The organism is Paenibacillus sp. J45TS6, assembly GCF_018403285.1.
In the GTDB taxonomy this organism is placed as follows: Bacteria; Bacillota; Bacilli; order Paenibacillales; family Paenibacillaceae; genus Paenibacillus.
In genome coordinates this window covers 47,494-71,344 of sequence record NZ_BOSJ01000001.1, presented here as the reverse complement: position 1 = coordinate 71,344, position 23,851 = coordinate 47,494, and the positions used below count along the sequence as shown (strand labels likewise).

Genomic DNA, 23,851 nt, shown 5'->3' with positions numbered 1-23,851 from the left:
TCCCCCCAGAGACTGACCGAGACTGGAAACAGGTAAGTCAAGCAGGCTGGATTCCAATGCATGAACCTAACAAACATGTGAAACAGTAAAGCGTAAGCGTACAAAGTATATTTGGTCCTTCTTGAAGTAGTGAATAATTACTGTAAAAAGACAGCGAAAGCAGCCCGGATGATCCGGGCTGCTTTTGTGTTCATTTTTCCCATTCGGTAGACATTTCCTTAATCGTTGATCGAAAGGTCTCTATAAAAGCTTCCGCAGCTCCGGAAAGATAGCGGCCTTTACGGTAAGCTATAACGAGTGTGCGACTAGGAGTATCTTCAATTGGCAGGTATACAGGAATAAATTCACTGCGCGGCGCCCTTGCGATAAACCTCGGGACAAGAGTGATTCCCATGCCTGTAGCCACAAGCGATTGTACGGTTTCCATGTTATTGCTCTCGAACACCACTTTTGGTTCAAATCCCGCTGCTTGGCACAAGTCGAAGGTCAGTTTGCGAAAACCCTGGCCTTTTTTTAGTACCACAAAAGATTCTTCCGCGAGTTCTTCTAACCTCACTTGAGACGAAGAAGCTGGATCACGGAGTGCGAGGGGATGATCTTTAGGTACGGCTAGATCAATCCTTTCTTCGCCAATCTCGATGTAAGATAGGGAAGGCTCTTGAAGAGGAAGGGATAACAAGCTGAGATCACTTTTGCCGCTGGCTGTTAATTTTTCAAGATTCATAGAAGAGTCCTCTAGCAAAGTGATTTCGATATCAGGATAATTTTCACGAAAAGTAGGAAGGACATGCGGCAACAGATGGGAGCCTGTAATCGGCATACTCCCAACAATGACTTTTCCTTTACGAAGCTGAGAGATATCCGACATCTCTTGCTTAAGAAGTTCAACAGCATCAAGGATGTCACTTGCTTTGGATACAAAAGAAGCACCTGCATGAGTTAACTCCACAGAACTAGTGTTGCGCTGGAAAAGTAAAACCCCCAATTCTTTCTCAAGCTTAGACAACTGTTGACTTAGGGAGGGCTGAGCAATGTGAAGCTTTTCAGCAGCTCTTGAAAAGTTTTTTTCTGCTGCAATTTGAAGCGCATATTGTAATTGTCTAAGTTCCATAATGATTCACCTCATGTTTATAAGAAAATACATATCCTAGAAATATTCTGTTTTTAGTATATAGGTTTTTCCTTTAATGAGATATCTAATTTATTGAAATGAACAATAAGCGCATAGCGTGCTAGTCATTGTTGAATAATGAGAAGGACATGAAATCTCTATAAAGAGAATAAAAGAAGGAGATGCTTAACCTTTGAAAAATTCACTTACCAGTAAAATAAAGAGAAGGGTTGCTGCAGGCTCACTCCTGCTCATTCTATGTTCCTCAAGCATATGGTTTCCGTATCAGATGCCTGCTGCTCATGCTGAACCTGCTTATGCAAAGTGGGGTGTCATTGCTGTAAAGAAAGCCGAGACCAAGTATGGTGCTCCTGTGAAGGATTATGCTCACATGGGAAGAACCGTTATTTCGGAATCTATAGCGGAAGAGAAATTTCGTCTATTAATACAAAAAGATAATAAGGAATTGACGGTTGAGGTCACGGTCCGATTTAACCCGCAAACCGATGAATTATTAAATGTTGATTTTACAGCTATTCATTAGCGGTGCGGAGCAAATTTATGAATACCAAGGTTAAGTGATGGTGCAAAGTTCCTATAAGATGCACTTTTCACTTAACCTATGGAATTTGTGCATGGCACCACGAAATAGTCTATAGGGTAATCCTATCAGTTCTATAGTTTTTATATCTTGGAACAATATGTATTTCTCATGCTATATTGAGTTCATTAATAGAAGCGGCATGTGATGTCCTTCTAAATTGAGAACGAAAATTTAGCTGAGGTGAATATAATGAGCAAAAAGACGATGTTCGAAAAGATTTGGGATAATCATGTGATTACGCAAGAAGAAGGAAAGCCAAGCATTCTCTATATTGATTTGCACCTCGTTCATGAAGTTACCTCTCCGCAAGCATTTGAGGGTCTGCGTCTCAGCGGACGCAAGGTTCGCCGCCCTGAGCTTACTTTTGCTACGATGGACCATAATGTACCGACGAAAGATCGTTATAATATTACGGATCCGATCTCAAAACAGCAGATTGATACCCTCTCTGCAAACTGTCGTGAATTTGGCGTTAAGCTGTATGACCTAGATACCCTCGATCAAGGGGTCGTTCACGTAATGGGCCCTGAACTCGGTTTAACTCATCCTGGAAAAACAATTGTATGCGGTGATAGTCACACTTCCACACATGGTGCATTTGGTGCACTTGCCTTTGGTATTGGAACGAGTGAAGTAGAACACGTACTAGCTACCCAGTGTTTACAGCAAGCAAAAGCAAAGACAATGGAAGTTCGCTTTGTCGGCCAGCGTAAACCAGGCGTAACGGCTAAAGATATGATTTTGGGTGTTATCGCTAAATACGGTACCGATTTTGCTACAGGGTATGTTATCGAGTATACAGGAGAAGCCATTCGTTCTCTCAGCATGGAAGAACGTATGACCGTATGTAACATGTCGATTGAAGGTGGAGCAAGAGCAGGAATGATCGCTCCAGATGAAACGACTTATAATTATCTTAAAGGTCGTCAGTATGTACCGAAAGACACGGATTTTGAAGCTGCTAAACTTAGATGGGATGAACTTACAACGGACGAAGGAGCAGAATTTGATACGGTTCTGGAGTTTGATGTAGAGTCACTTATTCCACAAGTAACCTGGGGAACAAGCCCTGGTATGGGAACAGATATTTCCTCTCGTGTTCCAGTTCCAGCTGAACTTCCGACGGAAAACGAACGTAAAGCTGCTGAAAAAGCAATTGAATATATGGGACTTATCCCAGGAACTCCGATGGCTGATATTGAGATTGATTATGTATTTATTGGATCTTGTACAAATGGCCGTATTGAAGACCTTCGGGCAGCAGCCGATATCGCGAAAGGATACAAAGTATCTGATCGTGTTACCGCAATTGTTGTACCCGGTTCAGGCCGAGTGAAAATCCAGGCAGAAGAAGAAGGACTGGATAAAGTATTTATAGAGGCTGGTTTTGAATGGCGTGAAGCGGGATGCAGTATGTGTCTTGCTATGAATCCAGATGTGCTTCAACCCGGACAACGGTGTGCCTCAACATCTAACCGTAACTTTGAAGGTCGTCAAGGCCGAGGTGGACGGACTCATTTGGTATCGCCAGCAATGGCAGCAGCAGCAGCAATTAAAGGACGTTTTGTAGATGTTAGAGATTGGAAACTGAAATCAGAAGTTGCGAACTAACGCGGAGAGGAGCTATTAACATGGAGGCTTTTACTAAATTAACAGGTATTGTAGCACCCGTTGACCGGGTAAACGTGGATACAGATGCGATTATCCCAAAACAGTTTTTGAAACGAATTGAGCGTACAGGATTTGGACAATTTTTATTTTACGAATGGAGATTTGACCAAGAAGGCAATGAGATCACTTCATTTTCATTGAATCAGCCGGAATACAAGGGAGCTTCAGTTCTCCTTTCCCGAGCTAACTTTGGATGTGGTTCTTCTCGTGAACATGCGCCGTGGGCTATTATGGACTTTGGATTTCGCTCTGTCATTGCCCCTTCTTTTGCAGATATTTTCTATAATAACTGTTTCAAAAATGGAATTCTTCCGATCAAATTGTCAGAAGAACAAGTCGAAGATCTATTTCAACGTACAAGTCAGCATGATGGCTATCAGTTAAACATTGATTTAGAGAATAAAACGATTACGGATGCCTACGGATTAGAGATTCATTTTGATCTAGATGAGCACCGAAGACAGTTCCTTTTGCAAGGGCTTGATGATATCGGTTTGACTTTACAGCATGCAGATGCCATTTCGGAGTATGAAAACAAGCACTCTTCCATTTTGTTCAGCTAAATTTCAAAACAGAGAAAAGATTTGATGGTCCATGTGATCCTCAGATCTTTTTTTTTATTTTTCGTGAACTGAATCAATTTCAATTATTCTCTATTAAAAGTGCAACTAACAAAAGACAATTTTAATATTTTTATCGGAAAATGTTAAGAAATATGCTAAAATGTTACAGTAAGACTGGATGATTTCCCTCATTATTTCAAAAAAAGAGGCGATAATTCGCAACTTTCACACTTTTCTCTCGTCTATTATTAAGTTATTAGTAAATTTAGCTAATTTATTAGCAAATGTTTACTAGAGCGAAATAATACAGAATTGGAAGGGTGAAGGATGAAAAAGTTAAAAATTTTGGTTGCGTTGCTCTGTTTTGTATGGTTATTTCCTGGATATGGACAAGCAGCCGCCAACATCAAGATTTATCTCGATGGTAGTCAGGTAAGTTTATCTTCTGGTGCAAGTGCTGAGCTCATCAGTAACAAAGTCATGATACCTATTCGTGTCGTCTCAGAAAAACTAGGATACAGCGTCGGTTGGGAACAGAAGACGAAGACGGTTACTATAATTCAAGATGAAAAAGTAATAAAAATGGTAGTAGGGAAAAAAACTGCCACCGTTGACGGTTCCAAAATTAGTCTCGATATGGCTCCTATGATTAAAAAAGGGACGACGCTTGTTCCGATTCGTTTTATTGCAGAGGCAATGGGAATGAAAGTGAGTTGGAACAACCAAACGAAGTCCGTTTATCTTGTATCTCAAAATAGCGGATCTGGCGGTGAAACGATCCAGCCGCCCGCTGCTGGTAATGAATCCGATTTAACTCAGGTGAATGGGATCAGCTTTTCAGACAGTAAACTAATGATCGCAACAAGCGGAGGAGCTGTACCTTCTGCCTTCGCAATGACTTCACCAAATCGGGTTGTCGTTGATATTCCTCATTCGGAATTCAGCAGTCTTTTTGAAGGGACACAAGCGCTTGATCTGACAAAAAGTACAGCAGGACAGATCATTGTGGATGGCTATCCAGGTGTGGAAAAAGTAAGATACTCCCTCTTTAGTGAAAGTCCATCGACCGTTCGTGTCGTAGTGGATCTGAGCAAAGCCATGACGTACAAGCTCTCAACAACCTCAGCAGGTCTCATTACCGTAACGTTTAACACAAGCGGAGGAGAAACAACGCCGACACCAACTGTGAAGAAAACGGTGGTCATTGATGCAGGTCATGGGGATCAAGATCCAGGTGCTATTGGTGTAACAGGCAAGAGAGAAAAGGATTTTAATCTATCCCTTGCACTGAAAATTGAACAACTATTGAAAAAAGAGTCGGCTATTAAAGTCATTATGACGCGGGATGATGACAATTTCCTTAAACTATCTGAACGTGTAAGTCTAGCGAATAAAGCGAAGGCAGATCTTTTCCTATCTATTCATGCGAATAGTGGACCGGCTGCTGCGACGGGTTCTGAAACCTATTACTATCGTGCAAACAGTAAATCTCTTGCAAGCACTGTCCACAAATATATGGTACAGGCGGCAGGACTAAAAGACCGCGGCGTAAAAACAGGAAACTTTGCAGTTATCCGTGATACAACAATGCCCGCTATTTTGCTAGAGGTTGGATTCCTATCCAACAAAAATGACGAAGCAGCTCTTTTTAATGAAACATTCCAGAACCGAGTTGCTGAAGGTGTTGTTAAAGGCATGAAGGAATACTTAAACGTGAAATAAGAGAAATGAAGGGGGATTTGACTAATGAACAATAAAAAGTGGTGGATGATCACTCTTCTTGCAGCAATGCTTTTGGTAGTAACGGCTTGTGGAGCCGACAAACCTCCGTTAGCTCCATCCGGGCAGCAAGGCAACGGTGCAGGAGAATCGGGGGTAGATAATTTACAACCGACTGAAGATCCCGTTAATACAGAAGAACCGGGTGATGATGTGACAAACGGGGATCCAGAGGGTACTCCTGTTACTGGGGGTACAACGGAGGGACAAGCGAACGGCGGGGCAACAACTCCTTCTGAAGAGAACAAGCAAGAAACGATCACACTCTTTTACACAGACCCCGAACAGTTGGAATTAAAAGAAACAAAAGGTGAGATCACCTTTAAAACGGACTGGAGTAAATATGAGTCGGCTTTCAAAGCACTACAGAAAAGTGATAGTGAGGAATTAATTCCTCTTTGGTCCGAAGAGATTACAATAAATAAACTCGAAGTGGATGGCGGAAAGATTACCCTTGATCTTAAAATTCCAGCAACTGCTAATCTTGGTTCGGGCGGAGAACAATTTGCACTTGATGCTCTTAAACAAACCTTCTTCCAGTTCGAAGAGGTTACCTCCCTTGAACTACTCGTCGATGGTGAACAGAAAGAAAGCTTGATGGGACATGTTGAACTTGAACACCCCATGACAAAAGAATAGGGAGCAGGACAATCGTTTGTTCGGCTGCCGACATGGCAAAAGATTTGATGTGCATATAAGAGAGGAGAAATTACTTTGACTTTCAAACCTAGCAATATCAATTCCATTCCTTCTAAAAAAATGGTATCTGCCATGCTCGCCAGCCTGATGGCGCTTAGTGCCTACGCAGGAGTAGCGGGAGCTGAAACAGCTCCCGTTTCTGTTACGGCTAAAGCGGCAACAGGTATGTTCAGTGATGTAAAAAGCGGGTATTGGGCAGAAAAGCATATTTACAAGTTAGCTTCACAGAATATTCTTCTAGGTAACAACGGATTGTTTAGACCAGGTGATGCAGTAACCCAGCAAGAAGCGATTACGATGGCTATTCGATTTGTGAATAGAGAATCAGAGCTTCCTGCCGCTGATAAAGCAAAACTTCCCACAGGTATTTCAACAAGCAATTATTTTAAATCCTATGTTTCCTTAGCATTTGATCTCGATCTAGTTGATGAGAAAGAAGAAGCAAAAGTAAAGATTGATAAAGGGACTTGGGGAGAGAAAAAAGCTTCTCGTGAATGGATTACAAAGTTGTTAATTAGAGCCATCGATAAAGAAGCAGAAGCGAAGGCAGCAGGAAATGCGCCTACCGATTTTGCGGATAATGACAAAATATCGGATGGTGTGAAAGGCTACGTAAGTGTAGCGGTTGATTTGAATATTGCCCAGGGAATATCAGGCAATAAATTCAATCCACAGGGAAATGTAACTCGTGCTCAGTTAGCGACGTTCTTTAGTCGTGGCGGGGGATACAAAGATTATTCTTATGCAGGACAATACAAGGGATACATAACCGAACTGACTGACAGCAAAATAACCTTGTACACCGGCAGTACATATGTAACATTCACAAGAAATGCAAATACGCCTTTCTTTACGAGTGCTTCGGAGCTGAAGATTACTGCGGCTGACATTGCATTATACAGCGAAGTCATGGTAGCCGGTAAAAACCAAACGGCAACTTATGTAGAGAGCTTAGATAATACACCGAAGACGGAATCCGTAGAAGGCAGCTTTGAACGTCTGTCTGGAAACAAACTATGGTTATTTGCCGGAGATACGTATCAAGAATACACATTCACAGATAAAACGGTATTCTACGATCAAAATGGAAATGTAATTAAAGCCGCAGACTTAACTGCGGGAAGTGTTATAGAGATTCAGAGAGAAACGTTTACTGCACAAAAAAATCCAGTTGCTGTTCGTGTGAAATCTGGCGTGGTAAATAAGACAGCTACGGGTAAAGTTCAATCGGTTGATCCAACATCTAAAACAGTTACCGTGGTGAACGACTCTGGGACAATCGATGTACTCAAAATTCAAGATGGAATTAGTGTGATTAGATATCAAAATGAGATCGTAGCTCTATCTGAGTTGAAGATCGGAACCGCAGTGAAATATACAATTAAAGATAGTATCGCTCAATCGATTGAAATTACAGCAGGTGTAGAACGTACGGTGCGAGGTACTCTGTATGAGCTTGGTGCAAATCATTCGACGGTTACTTATATGAGAGATGGCGGCTCACTAGAAGTGAAGATCCTGGCTTCAAATCCTCAGATTGTAATCAGTGGAATAGAGCAGCCGATCATCAGCGATCTGCTGGCAGATGGAAAATCAGGTGATGTAGTAGAAATTACACTGAATAGTAATGAAGAGGTTACTAAGATTGAAGTGCTCAATCGCCAAATGGAACGAGTGAATTTGGCTACGGTTGTTTCATACAACAATAAAACGAAACTACTTACCGTACTTGACGCGAACAAGAAACCTCAGGTGTTTACACTTGATGAAAAAACAAAACTCGAGTACAATACAACGTCTCCAACGCTGGCAGGTATTGAACCTTATCTGACAGATGGCCGTAAAGTGAACCTTAATACCATCGGGACACGCGCTTTGTCTTTGTCGATCGTTTACAAGTATGAAGGAACAGTTACGGAACTGAGTACAAGCGCGAAGAACGTGAAACTGCTTCAGACGAATGGTGAAAGCATCACTTTGCCTTATCAAACAACTCCTTCTGTTGAGTTATATGGGAAGAGCAGTGCTTCCTTGTCTGATGTAAAAGCAGGCGATCAGATTACAGCTATGCTAGGTGCAAATCAGGACGTTATTAGTAAAATTTATGTGAAATCCGCAGTGCAATTTGAACTGCAATCACTGAATTTGTCTACCTACCGTGCTGAGGTGAAAAAAGATGGAGCTACAAGCCAAATTTATGTAGACAAACTATCCATTACAGGCGATAATGGAGCAGCGTTGAAACCAGCTGATCTAAAATTAGGTTCGCTTATCAATGTATCTTTTGATGGCAATACGCCGCAGTCCATCCAAGTTGTAAAACAAACATGGGGCGAAATTAGCAGCATCAGTGGAAATACAGTAACTTATAAGACTGCTTCGGGTTCTAGTGAATCTGTGAATACGAGTAAGGTGAAAGTAGTTAAGAATGGCAGTACGTCTACCACACTTAGTTCGCTTACTACAGCTGATCATGTTATCTTGACCAAAGATGCAGATGGAACACCCGTTTTTCATGTGCTTTCACCTGTATCCAAAGCATTTTGGACATATAGTGCGTCTACCAATGAACTACAAGTGAAACGTACTTCTACGACAGACACTAACTATCGCTTTCAATTGTCACCGAATGTTTACATTCATCAAGGTGATAGTACTTTGAGCGTGCAATCTCTCAAAGATAATGATAATATTGTATTGTATCTGCTCAATAACGTAGTAGTTGAGATTTCCAAACCGTAGTCATTTCTTTAAGCAGTAAGAAGAATGACCGTCTTGATACGGACTAGCCGTATCAAGACGTTTTTTTTGTAGGGGGTAAGCTCATCAATGAATGCAACGATTGTACGTCACATTCTTGATACCATCGCAACCATGTTTCCCGATGCACATTGTGAACTAAAGCACAGCAACGCGTTTGAACTTACCATCGCGGTTTTGTTGTCTGCACAATGTACGGATGAAACGGTAAATAAAGTGACAGTGGACCTGTTCCAAAAATATAAAACTCCTGAAGATTATATTGCTGTTCCTCTAGAAGAATTGGAACAAGATATCAGAAGAATCGGTTTGTATCGCAACAAGGCGAAGCATATACAGAATATGTGCCGTATTTTGATAGAGCAGTATGAAGGAGAAGTGCCAAGTGAACACGATCGCCTGGTTCAGTTACCAGGAGTAGGGCGAAAAACTGCAAATGTGGTAGTCTCCAACGCTTTTGGAGTTCCAGCGATTGCAGTGGATACCCACGTAGAGCGTGTATCGAAACGATTGGGCCTTGCAGGATGGAAAGATTCTGTTCTTGAAGTGGAGAAAAAGCTGATGAAAAGAGTACCCATGGATGAATGGACGATTACCCATCACAGACTCATCTTTTTTGGCCGATATCATTGTAAGGCACAGTCACCTAAATGTCAGGTCTGTCCGCTTCTGGACGTCTGTCGTGAAGGGAAAAAGCGTATGAAAACGTCCCAAATCAGGAAAGATAAGGAACGAGGATCATCTGCTTTAACCAAGAGAAAATAGTAAACGAATAGTAGAGGATGAGAAAAATGAAATGCATTTCCGTGTACACAGACAAATTTGACGCTTTTTCTGATATTTTTGAAGAAGTAGTGACAACTGAAATGAGTGAAAATGAGGAAAAAGAAATCGAAGGAATTACAGTAAGCCATTCCGGCGATGTTCCTGAGCATTATCTTGAGCGTATGTCTCAAAAGACTGAAGTGGTTGTAATGAAAGATAAATTGAGAAATATCACAATCCTGCAGCATGGACAAGTATTTGAAATCTTGCTTCCTACGCTTGAGAATGCAGTTCAATAATGAATTTCTAAAACCCAATAAATAGGCTGAGTATTCTAGGAAACGAATTATTCAGCGAATCAACCGAGTCCCACGTTCCGATAAGAAAGTGATCTTTCTTATCGAGCGAGGGAGTCGGTTTTATTTTTATTCTGAAAGATTTTACGAAATTAGGTTCAAATCTCCAGTTCTGAGTGATAAAATGTACATATTTGGTTGAAAAGATTAGTTGAGAAGGAGCCTGACTAGGACATGCTGACACACAGGAGCAGACAGAATGAAGAAATGCGAGAGCGTTTACAAGAACTGCAACAGTTTTTTATTCAGCACGAGGACAAGACAGCATCATCTGCCATGGAAGATTTACTTCAGAAAGCGGCCGTAGATGAAGTGACGATTGCTTTTTGCGGTCATTTTTCAGCCGGCAAATCAAGTCTGATTAATAGTCTATGTGGTAAAAAAGTACTCCCAGCAAGTCCTGTTCCTACGAGTGCCAATGTAGTGGCTATTCGAAATGGACCGAAGTTAGCTAAAATATATCAAACGTTGCAAGAAGGGGAAGGACAAATCTCTTCCGACGAAATAAGTCCCATCGTAGCAATGCCTGAAGAATTAGATGAGTATTGTAAGAATGGTGAACAGTACTCTTATATCGAGGTATGGGATGAGGTTCCTCTTTTGCAAGAGCATGCTGTTCTACTGGATACACCTGGTGTAGACTCGACCGACGACGCTCACAAGAAAGCAACGGATTCAGCTTTACATCTGGCTGATGCTGTTTTCTATGTGATGGATTATAACCATGTGCAATCGGAGAATAACTTATCTTTTGCAAAGAGCTTGTCCGATTGGGGTAAGCCCCTTTATTTAGTTGTGACGCAGATTGATAAACATCGTGAACAAGAGCTCAGCTTTTCAGCGTACCGAAGTGCTGTAGAGGATGTGTTTGCTGCGTGGGAAGTTACCTATGCGGGTCTCTTATTCACAACGTTGAAACAGAAGGCACATCCATATAATCAGTGGAATGAATTAGTTCAACTCGTTAAAACAATCCCTGATCTCCGATCAGACCTTATTCAGCACAGTATTGCCTCGTCTACCCGTCATGTAGGAGAAGAATTTATCAAGAACTGGCAAGCAAAACATGAGGACATGAAAGAACAAATGCTAAATGAGCTTGGAGGAGAAGAAGGTGCGGCTAGACTCGCTTCAGAGACCTCACGTTTTAATCAAGACATTGCACAGATAAGTGAAATGACAGGTGAAGAAAGAAAACAATTTCGAACGGAGACAGATCAGTTGCTGTCTTCTGCCAACATCACGCCCGCAGACGTGAGATCAGCTGCTGAGAGTTATCTAGAAAGCCGGCGCCCAGGGTTTAAAGTTGGTTTTTTATTTAGTTCAGGGAAGACAGAGCAAGAAAAAGAAGCACGTCTGCAGCAATTTTGGGATCTTTTTACGAGACAAGCGGACGGGCAAATTGCCTTCCATCTTCGGAGTCTGTTAAGGGGACTCGGGCAGTCTCATGGATTGTGGAATGAGGAGTGGAACGAGAAACTAGAAGCGAATCTGTACACTCCTGAGATAGAACTGATTACGAAACGTAAAGCACCTGATACGCAGATCACGGGGGAATATGTACTAAATTATTGTAAAGATCTGCGGGCAGACCTAATTGCATCCTACCGGAGGTCCGCTCTTGAATTGGCAGATGATCTGCTTCATGAGCTGTCTGAGAAAAATGCACCTGTCCTTGTGGCTTTGGAGGAACAAAGAAAACAGCTGGATGTGAAAAATAAGGTTGCTAATCAGTTATCCCAGTTGGAGCAGCATATTCAGGATACGGCAGCGGCAGTGCGTGTGATGCTCCCGGCAATGACAACACTGACCTCGGAGCTATTACCAGAGGTCAGTCACAGGACTGCTCCGGTGGAAACAGCAGCAGATCTAACCGGAACCGGTGTAGAACGAAATGTAACGGTTTCCGAGGATAAGGGCTCCCTTACTGTGCGCAAGGAGCGACCGGCTCTTGCTGCTCGCAGGTATGAGCGTTTGTCTGCCGCTGCAACAAGATTACGCGAGGCCGCAGCCCATCTAGCTCCCTATTCCGCTATGAACTCGGCGGTACGGGGGCTGAATACACGCGCGGCATCCTTTGACAGGGGAACATTCACTTTGGCGCTGTTTGGTGCGTTCAGCGCCGGCAAATCATCATTCGCCAGTGCTTTGCTTGGCGAGGCCGTACTTCCGGTATCGCCGCACCCAACCACGGCGGCAATAAACCGGATTATGGCGCCGCCAGAAGACATGACGCACCGGACAGCACAAGTGACGATGAAGTCCAAAGCCAGCGTCTGGGCGGATTTGACGTTTTCTTTTAATCTGCTGGGACTTGGTGTTCCAGACGAGAAGACATGGAGGGCGGCCGTGAGTGCGGTAACTCCGCAGCAAGTACATCCGGCGGGCCGTCCGCATTATAGTTTTTTGAAGGCGGCAGCCAGTGGATATGATGATGCTTTGTCCAAGCTGGGACGATCTTTTGTAGTGAATATGGAAGAATACCGTGCTTATGTTGCTGAAGAATCGAAATCCTGCTTTGTAGAGTCGATTGATTTGTATTATAGCTGTGATCTAACCAATCAAGGGATCATCATCGTCGATACACCGGGAGCAGACTCCATTAATGCAAGACATACCGGAGTAACATTTAACTATATGAAGAATGCAGATGCTCTCGTGTTTATAACGTATTACAACCATGCTTTCTCTCAGGGAGACAGGCAGTTCCTGAATCAACTGGGCCGGGTTAAGGACACGAAGTCCCTTGATAATATGTTTTTTGTGATCAATGCAGCGGATCTTGCAGCTTCTTCCGAAGAACTGGAACTAGTTAAAGAGCATGTCAGCGAGAAACTACAACAAAATGGGGTGAGGTCTCCCCACCTATATGCAGTTTCTAGTCTGCAAGCCCTTGATGCCAAGCAAACGGAGAATGAAGATAAGCTTGCTGAGTCAGGTTTTACGGAGTTTGAACAAGCGTTCAGCACATTTGCAGGAGAAGAGTTACTAGATATAGCCCTGCTTGAAGCAAATAAAGATATTCAAATTGCCCGCAAAAGAGTAGAACAGTGGGTTCAAGATGCGCGTCAGGGAGCAGAAGTGAGAGAACGTCGTAAAGAAGAACTAGAAAGGGCACTCGCACAGGGAGAGCAGCTTCTTCAGCGGCTATCAAATCAATCAAAAGACCACGAGATTGCTCAGGAGACTCAGGAATTAATCTTTCATACAGGACAGCGTATTGGTTATCGCATTTCAGAGTTTATGTCCGAAGCCTTTCACCCCTCTGTACTTCGAGAAGATGCGGGTGACTTAAAAGCCATATTTATCTCTTCAGGCCGGGAACTGCTTCGAATGCTGAATCTTGAAATGCAGCAAGAGCTGCTTGCAACGTCCATTCGGTTAGAGAACAAAGGGAAACAGCTGGTGACTTTCGCTGCAGAGGAAATGGCTGACGAACTCAGTGGGCTGACACCAGGCATCTCACTGTCGGTCAGTTTATCGAAGGGTTGGGAAACTCCGTCTCTGGGGACGGGGGAAGAACAGGAGAGTATAGAATTTAAACTGTTTTGGAAATATTTCAAGAACCCAAAATCCTTTTTTGAAGGCAACGGTAGAAAAGAGCTACAGCAAGTCCTTGATCCAGAGCTTAAACAATTCATTAGTAAACAGTTACAGGGGAATGAGTCTCTGCTGAAAGACTACTATCAATCACTTATTCGGACATCGTTTTATGAGGTCTCCCTAGATCTCAGTGAGCAGTGGAAAGAGAATATTTCTGGACTAGTTGCAGCCCTGGATTTAGCAGATGATTCAGAAAAGTTAGTCCTGCTTGCCCAAAAATTATCTTCACTCGAACAGGAATCACATATTTAAGAGTACAGAAAACACCCTTCCTATGCTTTTTTCGCAGCGGGGGTGTTTTTTTGCGCATATGACCCTGAATAGGGGAGGATTGCTGACCATTTAATTGAGAGATGGTGATTAATTCCTGTTATTGCCCAATCATACGAAAAGAAGGCGAAATATGAGTTGATTCTCGCTTTGCCGAGGTGGTAATGCGGTGATAAACTTCATTAATGTTCGTAAAAAAGTAAATATTTTGAAGGAGGAGAAACATGGATGTTCTCAGGCAGCTGCAGAGCTTCTTCTGGTCCAAACGTATTTTGTTGTTTTTATCAATATTTTGCTTGGCCTTAGCGACTGCACTCGGGCTTATATACCCGAATCTACTGAGGGTACTCATTGATGATATGATAACGCCTCGTAATTTTGAAGGCGTTCCCATGCTTGCCCTAACCGTACTCGGAGTGGTCATCTTAAAATCATCATTGCAGTTCTTGCACGGCTTTTTTGGCGCTAGGCTTGGTAACTATCTTGCTTATCGTTTACGTAATGCATGTTACGAAAAACTACAGTTTTTGTCTTTCCGCTATTATGATACGGCTAAGACAGGGGACCTGATGTCACGGCTAACCGGTGACCTCGAAGCAATTCGTAACTTTATCGGGTTCGGTTTTGCCCAGATTTTAAATATGGTTCTCATGGTTCTGTTTGGGTCGATTATGATGTTCTCAATTAATTGGCAGCTGACCTTAATTACGATGATCTTCATGCCGATCCTTGTGATGGTTGCTCTAAAATTTGAAACACAAATCCACCCTGCTTTCCAAGAAATGCGGCTGGCAATGAGTTCACTTACCACAGCTGTTCAAGAAAATGTGACCGGAGTGCGTACCGTTAAATCGTTTGCTCGTGAGCCGCATGAGGTAGATAAGTTCTCCATTCGGAATGAACGCTACAAGACGAATCAGATTTTTGCATCATCGTTATGGGCTAAGTTTTTCCCGATCATGGAACTACTGGCTTCGATGAGTGTAATATTACTTCTTGTTGTAGGCGGCAGATTAGTCATACAAAAAGAATTATCATTAGGCCAACTTGTTGCTTTCTTTAGTTTAATTTGGTACATAATCGGACCGATGTGGAATATTGGTTTCCATATCAATAACTATACACAGTCCAAAGCCTCCGGTGAACGCGTACTGGAGTTACTTAATCAGCCTATTGATGTTCAGGATACAGAGGATTCTATTATTCTTGCGCCCGAGCAGGTTAAGGGGCATGTCTCTTTTGAGAATGTGACCTTTGCTTACGGAAACAAAATAGCAGCTGTTACAGATATTAATCTGGATGCACCACCGGGAACGGTTATTGGTTTTCTGGGAGGGACAGGATCGGGTAAATCAACAATTATTCAGCTGTTAATGCGTGCCTATAACATTAATTCAGGTTCAATCAAGATTGACGGTATGGAGATTAAGGATATCAACATTCGAAGTTTACGCAGTCAGATTGCGGCCGTGTTCCAAGAGACATTCCTGTTCTCATCCAGTATTCGTAATAATATATCATACGGTTTAAAAGACGTATCTATGGAGGAAATCATTCGCGCTTCTAAACTTGCAAAAGCCCATGATTTCATCATGGAAATGCCACTAGGCTACGACACGATTGTCGGTGAGCGGGGAATGGGCTTATCTGGAGGTCAAAAGCAGAGAATTGCGATCGCGAGAGCGCTGCTCAAGAATCCTAAAATCCTCATTCTTGATGATGCGACAAGTGCGGTTGATATGGAGACAGAACATGAAATCCAGTCGGGATTCCAGGAAGTTATGCGAGGAAGAACAACATTTATTATTGCCCATCGGATTTCTTCATTACGACATGCGGATGAAATATTGGTGCTTAACGAAGGACACGTAGTTCAGCGGGGGACGCATGACGAACTGATTAAAGTTCCTGGTCAATACCAAGATGTCTATCATATTCAGTATGCGGATCATATCGCTCGTGAGCAGCGGGCACCCGGAAAGCAGGTGAACTCATGAGTGCAGATACAGCAGCAGAAAGCAAGAAGATTCCAGGTACGAAGGAAAATAAGAACCAGGAACGATTTGTCTATCAAGATGATGAGGTGATAGAAAAGCCGTTTAACTGGGGAGAGTTCACTCGGTTGTTCTCTTATATGAAACCTTATGCAAAACAGTTACTGCCGATCATTATTGTTATGATGATCCTCGGAACAATTACAAAATTGACCGTACCTTATCTTACAAGTCTTGCCATCGATAAAGCGATCGCACCGGCTGAAGGGTCGCCGAGTCTCAGACTGTTATACTGGATTGCAGGGGGGATTTTGCTCCTATATATTATTCAGTGGGCTGCGGCTACTTACCGAATTAAATATACGAATATTATAGGACAACGGGTTATTTACGACCTTAGAACGGATTTGTTTAAACATATACAGAAATTATCATTCTCCTTTTTTGATAAAAGACCTGCCGGTTCTGTTATGGTTCGAATAACCAACGACATCAACTCATTACAGGATTTGTTCACCAACGGGGTGGTTAACCTGATGATTGACTGCGTACAGCTCGTTGGGATTATGATCATTTTGCTCTTTATTAACTGGAAACTGGGGCTCGCCGTGATTCTAACGGTACCGGTAATGTTCCTTATATCGACGAAACTCAGAGTTCGAATCAGGCGGGCCTGGCAAGATGTACGTATGAAAAATTCACGAATTAATTCACATCTTAATGAATCCATTCAAGGGATTCGTGTTACTCAAGCTTACACACAAGAAGATGAGAACATGAAGTTCTTTGATCAAATGAATGCGACGAGCCGTAAATCCTGGAATAGAGCTTCGACAATGAACCAAGCATTCGGACCGCTGATCGAAATTACAGGCGGGGTAGGTTCCTTAATCTTATTCTGGTACGGGGCGTTTCTTATCCAATCAGGTGAACTCACCATTGGTCTTCTGGTCGCTTTTGCTAACTATGTCGGAAACTTTTGGGATCCGATTAACCGGTTAGGCCAGATGTATAATCAGCTTCTTGTCGCTATGGCATCTTCAGAACGTATCTTTGAATTTATGGATGAAGAACCTGGCATTGCCGATAAGCCAAATGCGGTTCCAATTCCGTCAATCAAGGGCGACATTACATTCGAACATATTGTTTTTGAATATGAAAAAGGACGTCAGGCGCTCAAAGGAATTGATCTTGACGTCAAAGCAGGGCAGTCTATTGCGCTGGTTGGCCATACTGGTTCCGGTAAAAGTACGATTATTAATCTGCTTAGCCGATTTTATGATGTGACCGATGGCAAGCTGACGATTGATGGTTATGATATCAGGGATGTGACGATTCGCAGTCTGCGAAGCCAGATCGGTATTGTGCTTCAGGACACCTTTATCTTCTCCGGCACCATTCGGGATAATATTAGGTTCGGGCGCCTGGATGCGACCGATGAAGAGGTAGAGGCAGCCGCGAAAGCAGTTAATGCTCATGAATTTATTGTGAAACTTCCCGGCGGATATGAAACAGAAGTGGAAGAGCGGGGAAATGTATTATCCATGGGCCAACGTCAGCTGCTGTCATTTGCGAGAGCCTTGCTGGCAGACCCGAGGATCTTAATCCTTGATGAAGCAACTGCGAGTATTGATACGGAGACAGAACTGAAAATACAAGAAGCACTGAAAGTGCTTCTAAAAGGCAGAACTTCATTTATGGTCGCTCACCGTCTTTCGACGATCCGGAATGCAGATAACATTATCGTGCTGGATCATGGTGAAATTAAAGAACAAGGAAATCATCAACAACTCATCCAACAAAAAGGAATTTATAATGGATTGATTGAAGCGCAATTCAGATTTTTGTAAATTTTGTTCGTTAGAAAACGAAAATCCATGTAATATTCACAAGAAAAAAGTCGAGCACTCTTGCATTCTGCCGCAATAACCCTGAAAATAGAGAAATGTAATAGATTTCTCACATAGGGGGATGGGAGAGAATGTGGGGTGCTCCTTTTTCGGCTGAAGCCAAAAAGTTGCTGCTGCTTGGCAGCGGAGAGTTAGGAAAAGAAGTCATTATCGAAGCCCAAAGACTTGGTGTGGAGACCATAGCGGTTGATCGCTACGATAATGCTCCTGCGATGCAAATCGCCCATAGGTCATACTGTATTAATATGCTGGATGGAGAATTGTTACAAGAGATCATCCGGAAAGAGCAACCCGACGTAATCGTTCCTGAGATTGAAGCAATTGCAACCGATGCACTAATTCAGCTTGAAGAAGAAGGATTTTGTGTAGTTCCAACCGCTAGAGCAACAAAGCTGACGATGGACCGGGAAGGAATCCGGCGCCTTGCAGCAGAGGACCTTGGTATTGCTACAGCTGCTTATCGATTTGCAGACAGTCTGGAAACTTTGCAAGCTGCAGTTCGTGAACTGGGAACTCCTTGTGTAGTAAAACCGCTGATGAGTTCTTCAGGTAAAGGTCAAAGTGTATGCCGTACCTATGAGGATGCTGAATCTAGTTGGAATGCTGCCTTGGATGGTGCTAGAGCGAAAACGACTCGAGTAATTGTCGAAGCATTTGTTGAATTTGAAAGTGAAATTACCCTGCTGACTGTCCGTTCTGTATCTGGAACGGTATTTTGCCCACCTATTGGACACATTCAAAAGGATGGGGATTATATAGAATCTTGGCAACCACATCCGATGAGCGAAGAGCAGCTGAATGAAGCAAAAGAAATCGCAAAGCGGATTACAGATAAACTTGGAGGCTACGGTTTATTTGGGGTTGAACTTTTTCTGACGAAGGATGGAGTTGTATTTAGTGAGGTTTCTCCACGTCCCCATGATACCGGAATGGTAACCATGGTTACGCAGGACCTATCTGAATTCGCACTTCATGTAAGGGCAATTCTTGGTTTTCCAGTTACGGGAGTGGAGTTGTTAACACCAGGAGCTTCTGCTACACTAAAAGCAGATTTAGAGACAGCATCCTACAAAATTCTTGGCGTGTCTGAAGCACTATCTTTACCAAGAACTCAGGTTCGTTTATTCGGAAAACCTGAGACTAAAGTAGGAAGAAGAATGGCAGTAGCTTTAAGTGCATCACCCAATGTAGAGAGTGCACGAGATACGGCAAAACAAGCCGCAAATATGTTGAAAGTGGAGGTTAACCATGTTAAGTAATGTAGAGGCCCCAGTACTGACGATTCGAGCATGCGAACTGTACGATGTGGATGCGGTAACGAGTCTGATGCATGAGGTCAGATATCCAGCTACCCCTGGAGTCATGAGGGAACGCATCCAGATGAGTCAAACGAGCGAGAAAGCTTGTATGTTGGTAGCGGAAGTAGAAAATGAAGTAGTTGGTTTACTAGGTTTGCAGTGTATTCAATCTCATGCAAGCCGTAATCAAGCAACACAAATTACTTCCCTTATTGTCCGTCATTCACACCGAGGTGAAGGAATTGGGCGTAGACTACTGGAGCTGGCTGAGAGCTGGGCACGTGAACATGGAAGCGAAAAATTGCTTATTATCGAAGGCAATCGGGATCAACATAAGTCTTCATATCCATTTTACGAGCATATCGGTTTTATCAAACATGGGTATCGGTTCAGCAAGTCGCTGTAATCTATATATACGAGACAGACTCCATTTTTAATGAATTCATAATAAAAATAATGAACAACCTAATGGTTTTTTCCATTAGGTTGTTTTGTTATGTTTTTCTTTTTCGTTATATCATCGTTTAATTTGGAATATTTTTCTGTGTTTTTTATTACAAACGATTCTGATTCTATACTCTCAAAAAGTTACGACTTTTTAACTATTTCCATTATTTATGGGTTAACAAATTCGAAAAGTGCTGATATAATCCTAAACATAACAGTTACAAAATTGTAATAATTAATTTAGGAGTTGAATTATTTTGAAAAAGAACGTTCTTAAAAAAACAATCATTGCAGGAAGTCTTTCCGCTGTTCTTGCAGCTGGAATGTTGATTCCTGGAACAGGAATTGCTTCCGCTCATTCTCTATCTACTCAAAAAGGTCAAAGCTATAGCAAATATATTCAGCAGTGGTTGCAGCAGAATGGTTACATAGGAGGGACCGTACAAAAACCCGAATCAGGTTCGGGTAATAACAATTCGAACAGTGGTACGGGCAATAACAGCACAAGTCAAGATCAAAGCAGTTCTTCTGTCGTATCTGCTTATGCGAAAGAAGTGGTGTCACTGGTAAATAAGGAACGTGCGAAGGCTGGCCTCAAACCGCTTGTTATTCACACGAATCTTACTAAAATGGCTGTAGCCAAAGCCCAAGACATGAATGATAACAACTATTTCAGTCATACCTCTCCAACTTATGGATCTCCATTTGATATGATGAAGAAGTTTGGAATCACTTATAAATATGCGGGTGAAAACATTGCTAAAGGGCAAAAAACGCCTGCAGAAGTGGTAAAAGCTTGGATGAACAGCCCAGGTCACAAAGCAAATATCATGAATAAGAATTTCACGTTGATTGGCGTAGGATATGTTAACGGGTACTGGGTACAAGCTTTTGTCGGAAAATAATTTATTTCTAACCTTTGACTAATATCATCACCTTATGAGATTTACCTTTACATGCAAGATGCCATATTTTTTAGGTGCCATACTATTTTGAAGTTATTTTGAGATCTCCACGATTGTTGGAGGTCTTTTTTTTCATTTTTGGCAGATAGTAAAGAAGAGAGAGACATTGATTTGCAAATAGGGACTGGAAGTTTTATGGTTACTGTAAGTAAATACAGCGTGAAGGGAATGTTTTTGTGAAGTCATCAAGTAAAATTTGGATCACTGTAAGTACGGTATCCATCATTGTGACGTTCGTACTTATATATGGCTTTATTATAGCCGTTCAGGATATAGTGAATCCGTCAGGTGACACTGATTTCATATCTGAACAAAAAGAGACGACTACTGCTTCCCCTATCAAACAATCCAAAGAAATTAAAATTGCTGCTATTGGTGACTCGCTTGCCAAAGGTACTGGAGATGATGAGGGAAAGGGGTTTGTTCGCAGGGTTGTCAGTATGCTTAAAGAAGATGGAAAAGAAGTTAGAGTTACAGCAAATTTAGCGATCAATGGACTTACTGCTGAGAAACTTCTTCCTGAGCTAGATGAAGCAGGTGTGAAATATACGCTGGAACAATCTAATCTTATTCTGCTCTCCATCGGTGCAAATGATTTGTTTCAAGGTGCTCAGGCGGGTCAAGGAGCAGATATCAATATTCCGGACACTGCTGCACTATTTAAGCTTTTGCCCAAAGCCTCAGGTTCGCTCGAAGAAGTGTTGAAAAAAATAGCGGAGATTAATCCTAACGCCGAGATTGTTTATGTTGGTTTATATAATCCATTCAATGATTTGCAAGATCTGAAACAAGTTGGGAATGCTGTAGTAACTACATGGAATAGTAAAGTACTTGAGCTGATAAGTACCTATGATCAGATGGCTCTTGCGCCTACATTTGACCTGTTTGAGAACAATGTGCCGCAGCTGCTTGCCAGTGACCATTTTCATCCGAATGCACAGGGTTATGAAGAGATGGCAGAGCGAATTGTAGAAGTACTTGGCATCACTGATCAACATGGAAAAAAGGTGGAGATGGGCGATGAGTGAATATCTGTCGCAAGAAATCGTATTGTCTGTGAAGCATCTGAAAAAAAAGATAGGGCGTAAGTGGATTATTAAAGATGTTACTTTTGAAGTGCACGCTGGCGAAATCTTTGGGTTTTTAGGTCCGAATGGAGCTGGGAAGACAACGACAATCCGAATGCTTGTTGATTTAATTAAACCGACAGAAGGGGTTGTGGAGGTGTGCGGATACCCTGTGCACCAAAAACCCGAGCAAGCACTAAGATATGTAGGATCTATTGTCGAAAACCCTGAGATGTATAATTATCTAACAGGATTTGAGAATTTGGAACACTTTGCACGAATGCTTCCGGACGTCACGGAGGAGCGGATCTATGAAGTTACGAAGATAGTGGGACTGGATCAGCGAATACATGATAAAGTGAGCACATACTCTTTGGGGATGCGTCAACGCTTAGGTATCGCCCAAGCGCTTCTTGGAAATCCAAAACTACTTATATTAGATGAACCAACGAATGGTCTTGATCCCAAAGGGATCAAGGAACTGAGGGCTTTTATTAAAAAACTGGCAGAGGAAGGTTTAGCCGTTCTTGTCAGCAGTCATTTACTTAGTGAGATCCAGCTTCTGTGTGATCGAGTGGCTATTATTAATAATGGTGAAGTGCTCACTGTAGGTAAAGTCGATGAACTAATTGGAGACTATAGTAATATCACGGTCTGGCATGTAACACCAATTGATGAAGGATCACGCTGGTTAACGAATCATCCGCGGATTAAGAGACTGCGAGATACATCCATGTTAGATGACACTTTGATCGCGAATCTTGGACCAAATGCGATTATTACTGAAATGCCGGAGGAACTCGTATCACAAATGGTGAAAACCATGGTCATTGCAGGAGTAAAAGTGGAGGGAGTACAAAGAGTACATCCTACACTTGAACAGTTATTTTTACGAATGACAGAAGGTGAATCTATTGAATAGTCTCTTGCCCTTAGTTAAGAACGAGACCATTAAAATGATCAAGAAAAAAAGATTTTATGTGATTATACTCGTTTTGCTTGTATTAACGCCGATGTTTACCTATGCTCAGATGAAAGAGTCTGAAACAAAGCGCGAAAAGTTTGGAAATGACTGGCGACTTGAAATGCAGCAAGCGATCACGGATAATCAGAATTCACTCGGAAGTGATCGGGTACCAGAGGAATGGAAGAAATATCGCAGAATTTATATTCAGCAGCTTCAATATTATCTCGAACATGATCTTAATCCGAATGAGCCTAGCGGGGTTACGTTTACAAGAGAGTTTATGAACAATTCCATTAACTTGTTTATTCCTTTGCTTGTGGTTGCAATGGCCTCAGATCTTGTATCTGGAGAGAGAACATCGGGAACGATTAAAATGCTGCTAACGAGACCTGTCCGAAGGTGGAAAATCCTGTTAAGCAAACTCCTTACCTTATTTTTATTCGTTTCTCTTCTTATTCTTGCTGTATTTGTTATATGCTATCTTATAGCAGGACTCTTTTTTGGATATAAAGGATTTACGATGCCCATCTTTACCGGTTTTCAAATCCATGGTTCTGATGTGGATATGTCAAAAGTACATATGGTGCCCCAGTGGAAATATTTACTAATGCAATCTGGGCTCTTATGGTTTGTCAGTATCATCGTGGCGATCCTGTCTTTTATGGTGTCTACTCTAGTAAGGAGTACTTCTGCGAGTATTGTCATTATGATGGCTGCACTGATTGCAGGAAGTATTTTAACGAATATGGCTTCGTCTTGGAGCACTGCCAAATATTTATTCATGGTGAACCTTGGTCTCACCGGTTACCTATCAGGTACTTTGCCGCCGATTGAGGGAATGACTTTAGTATTTTCACTTGGAGTTCTTACCGTCTGGGGACTCATTGCACTGGTTGTTTCATTCCTTGTCTTTACGAAACGGGATATCTTGAATTAAAATGGACAAGGATAAGAAAACATCTGTTTGCATTTTTCGAAGTTTTAAGGTAAAAACAGAATAGGTTTCCAAAATTTGTCTATAG

The 23,851-nt window shown here is 42.2% G+C and carries 18 protein-coding genes; 17 read left to right on the top strand and 1 reads right to left on the bottom strand.

Annotated elements, in window-relative coordinates; translation table 11 throughout:
- Nucleotides 1–190: 190 nt before the first annotated feature.
- Nucleotides 191–1,111: a LysR family transcriptional regulator gene (locus tag KJS58_RS00310; RefSeq protein ID WP_213529498.1), complete on the bottom strand. Its 921-nt coding sequence runs from the start codon at nucleotides 1,109–1,111 to the stop codon at nucleotides 191–193.
- Between the two features lie 193 nt (nucleotides 1,112–1,304).
- On the opposite strand from KJS58_RS00310, the gene KJS58_RS00305 reads away from it, so the two are divergent.
- The 17 genes from KJS58_RS00305 (at nucleotide 1,305) to KJS58_RS00225 (ending at nucleotide 23,766) form a co-directional block, all read left to right on the top strand.
- Nucleotides 1,305–1,655 (top strand): DUF3889 domain-containing protein, encoded by a 351-nt coding sequence (locus tag KJS58_RS00305; protein WP_213529496.1) that lies wholly within the window; start codon nucleotides 1,305–1,307, stop codon nucleotides 1,653–1,655.
- 249 nt (nucleotides 1,656–1,904) lie between these two features.
- Entirely contained in the window at nucleotides 1,905–3,326 is a 1,422-nt protein-coding gene (gene leuC, locus KJS58_RS00300) for a 3-isopropylmalate dehydratase large subunit (protein WP_160031986.1), read from the top strand.
- Nucleotides 3,327–3,346: 20 nt separating this feature from the next.
- Nucleotides 3,347–3,949 (top strand): 3-isopropylmalate dehydratase small subunit, encoded by a 603-nt coding sequence (gene leuD / locus KJS58_RS00295; protein ID WP_213529494.1) that lies wholly within the window; start codon nucleotides 3,347–3,349, stop codon nucleotides 3,947–3,949.
- Nucleotides 3,950–4,276: 327 nt separating this feature from the next.
- The gene (locus tag KJS58_RS00290; RefSeq protein WP_213529492.1) at nucleotides 4,277–5,671 is read left to right on the top strand and encodes an N-acetylmuramoyl-L-alanine amidase family protein; all 1,395 of its coding nucleotides are present in this window, start codon (nucleotides 4,277–4,279) and stop codon (nucleotides 5,669–5,671) included.
- A 24-nt stretch (nucleotides 5,672–5,695) separates the two neighbouring features.
- Nucleotides 5,696–6,367, top strand: a complete 672-nt coding sequence (locus KJS58_RS00285; protein WP_213529490.1) for a GerMN domain-containing protein — start codon at nucleotides 5,696–5,698, stop codon at nucleotides 6,365–6,367.
- 75 nt (nucleotides 6,368–6,442) lie between these two features.
- A complete protein-coding gene (locus KJS58_RS00280; protein WP_213529488.1) occupies nucleotides 6,443–9,169 on the top strand; it encodes an S-layer homology domain-containing protein in 2,727 nt (908 codons plus the stop codon).
- Nucleotides 9,170–9,256: 87 nt separating this feature from the next.
- Nucleotides 9,257–9,952 (top strand): endonuclease III, encoded by a 696-nt coding sequence (gene nth, locus KJS58_RS00275; RefSeq protein WP_213529487.1) that lies wholly within the window; start codon nucleotides 9,257–9,259, stop codon nucleotides 9,950–9,952.
- A gap of 26 nt (nucleotides 9,953–9,978) precedes the next feature.
- A complete protein-coding gene (locus KJS58_RS00270) occupies nucleotides 9,979–10,251 on the top strand; it encodes an NAD/NADP transhydrogenase alpha subunit (RefSeq protein WP_160031980.1) in 273 nt (90 codons plus the stop codon).
- 333 nt (nucleotides 10,252–10,584) lie between these two features.
- A complete protein-coding gene (locus KJS58_RS00265) occupies nucleotides 10,585–14,163 on the top strand; it encodes a dynamin family protein (protein WP_483874586.1) in 3,579 nt (1,192 codons plus the stop codon).
- A 242-nt stretch (nucleotides 14,164–14,405) separates the two neighbouring features.
- Complete coding sequence (locus KJS58_RS00260; protein WP_213529483.1) at nucleotides 14,406–16,178, top strand: ABC transporter ATP-binding protein; 1,773 nt, start codon at nucleotides 14,406–14,408, stop codon at nucleotides 16,176–16,178.
- Entirely contained in the window at nucleotides 16,175–18,025 is a 1,851-nt protein-coding gene (locus KJS58_RS00255; RefSeq protein WP_213529481.1) for an ABC transporter ATP-binding protein, read from the top strand. Before KJS58_RS00260 ends, KJS58_RS00255 begins: the two co-directional genes overlap by 4 nt.
- Nucleotides 18,026–18,156: 131 nt before the next feature.
- Nucleotides 18,157–19,344, top strand: a complete 1,188-nt coding sequence (purT, locus tag KJS58_RS00250) for a formate-dependent phosphoribosylglycinamide formyltransferase (RefSeq protein WP_213529479.1) — start codon at nucleotides 18,157–18,159, stop codon at nucleotides 19,342–19,344.
- On the top strand, nucleotides 19,334–19,789 hold the full coding sequence (locus KJS58_RS00245; protein ID WP_213529477.1) for a GNAT family N-acetyltransferase: 456 nt from the start codon (nucleotides 19,334–19,336) through the stop codon (nucleotides 19,787–19,789). The genes purT and KJS58_RS00245 overlap by 11 nt, the downstream gene beginning before the upstream one ends.
- A 298-nt stretch (nucleotides 19,790–20,087) precedes the next feature.
- Entirely contained in the window at nucleotides 20,088–20,735 is a 648-nt protein-coding gene (locus tag KJS58_RS00240) for a CAP domain-containing protein (RefSeq protein ID WP_249716821.1), read from the top strand.
- Between the two features lie 236 nt (nucleotides 20,736–20,971).
- Nucleotides 20,972–21,823 (top strand): GDSL-type esterase/lipase family protein, encoded by an 852-nt coding sequence (locus KJS58_RS00235; RefSeq protein WP_213529476.1) that lies wholly within the window; start codon nucleotides 20,972–20,974, stop codon nucleotides 21,821–21,823.
- The gene (locus KJS58_RS00230; RefSeq protein WP_213529475.1) at nucleotides 21,816–22,784 is read left to right on the top strand and encodes an ABC transporter ATP-binding protein; all 969 of its coding nucleotides are present in this window, start codon (nucleotides 21,816–21,818) and stop codon (nucleotides 22,782–22,784) included. The genes KJS58_RS00235 and KJS58_RS00230 overlap by 8 nt, the downstream gene beginning before the upstream one ends.
- On the top strand, nucleotides 22,777–23,766 hold the full coding sequence (locus KJS58_RS00225; protein ID WP_213529474.1) for an ABC transporter permease: 990 nt from the start codon (nucleotides 22,777–22,779) through the stop codon (nucleotides 23,764–23,766). The genes KJS58_RS00230 and KJS58_RS00225 overlap by 8 nt, the downstream gene beginning before the upstream one ends.
- The last annotated feature ends 85 nt before the right edge of the window (nucleotides 23,767–23,851 follow it).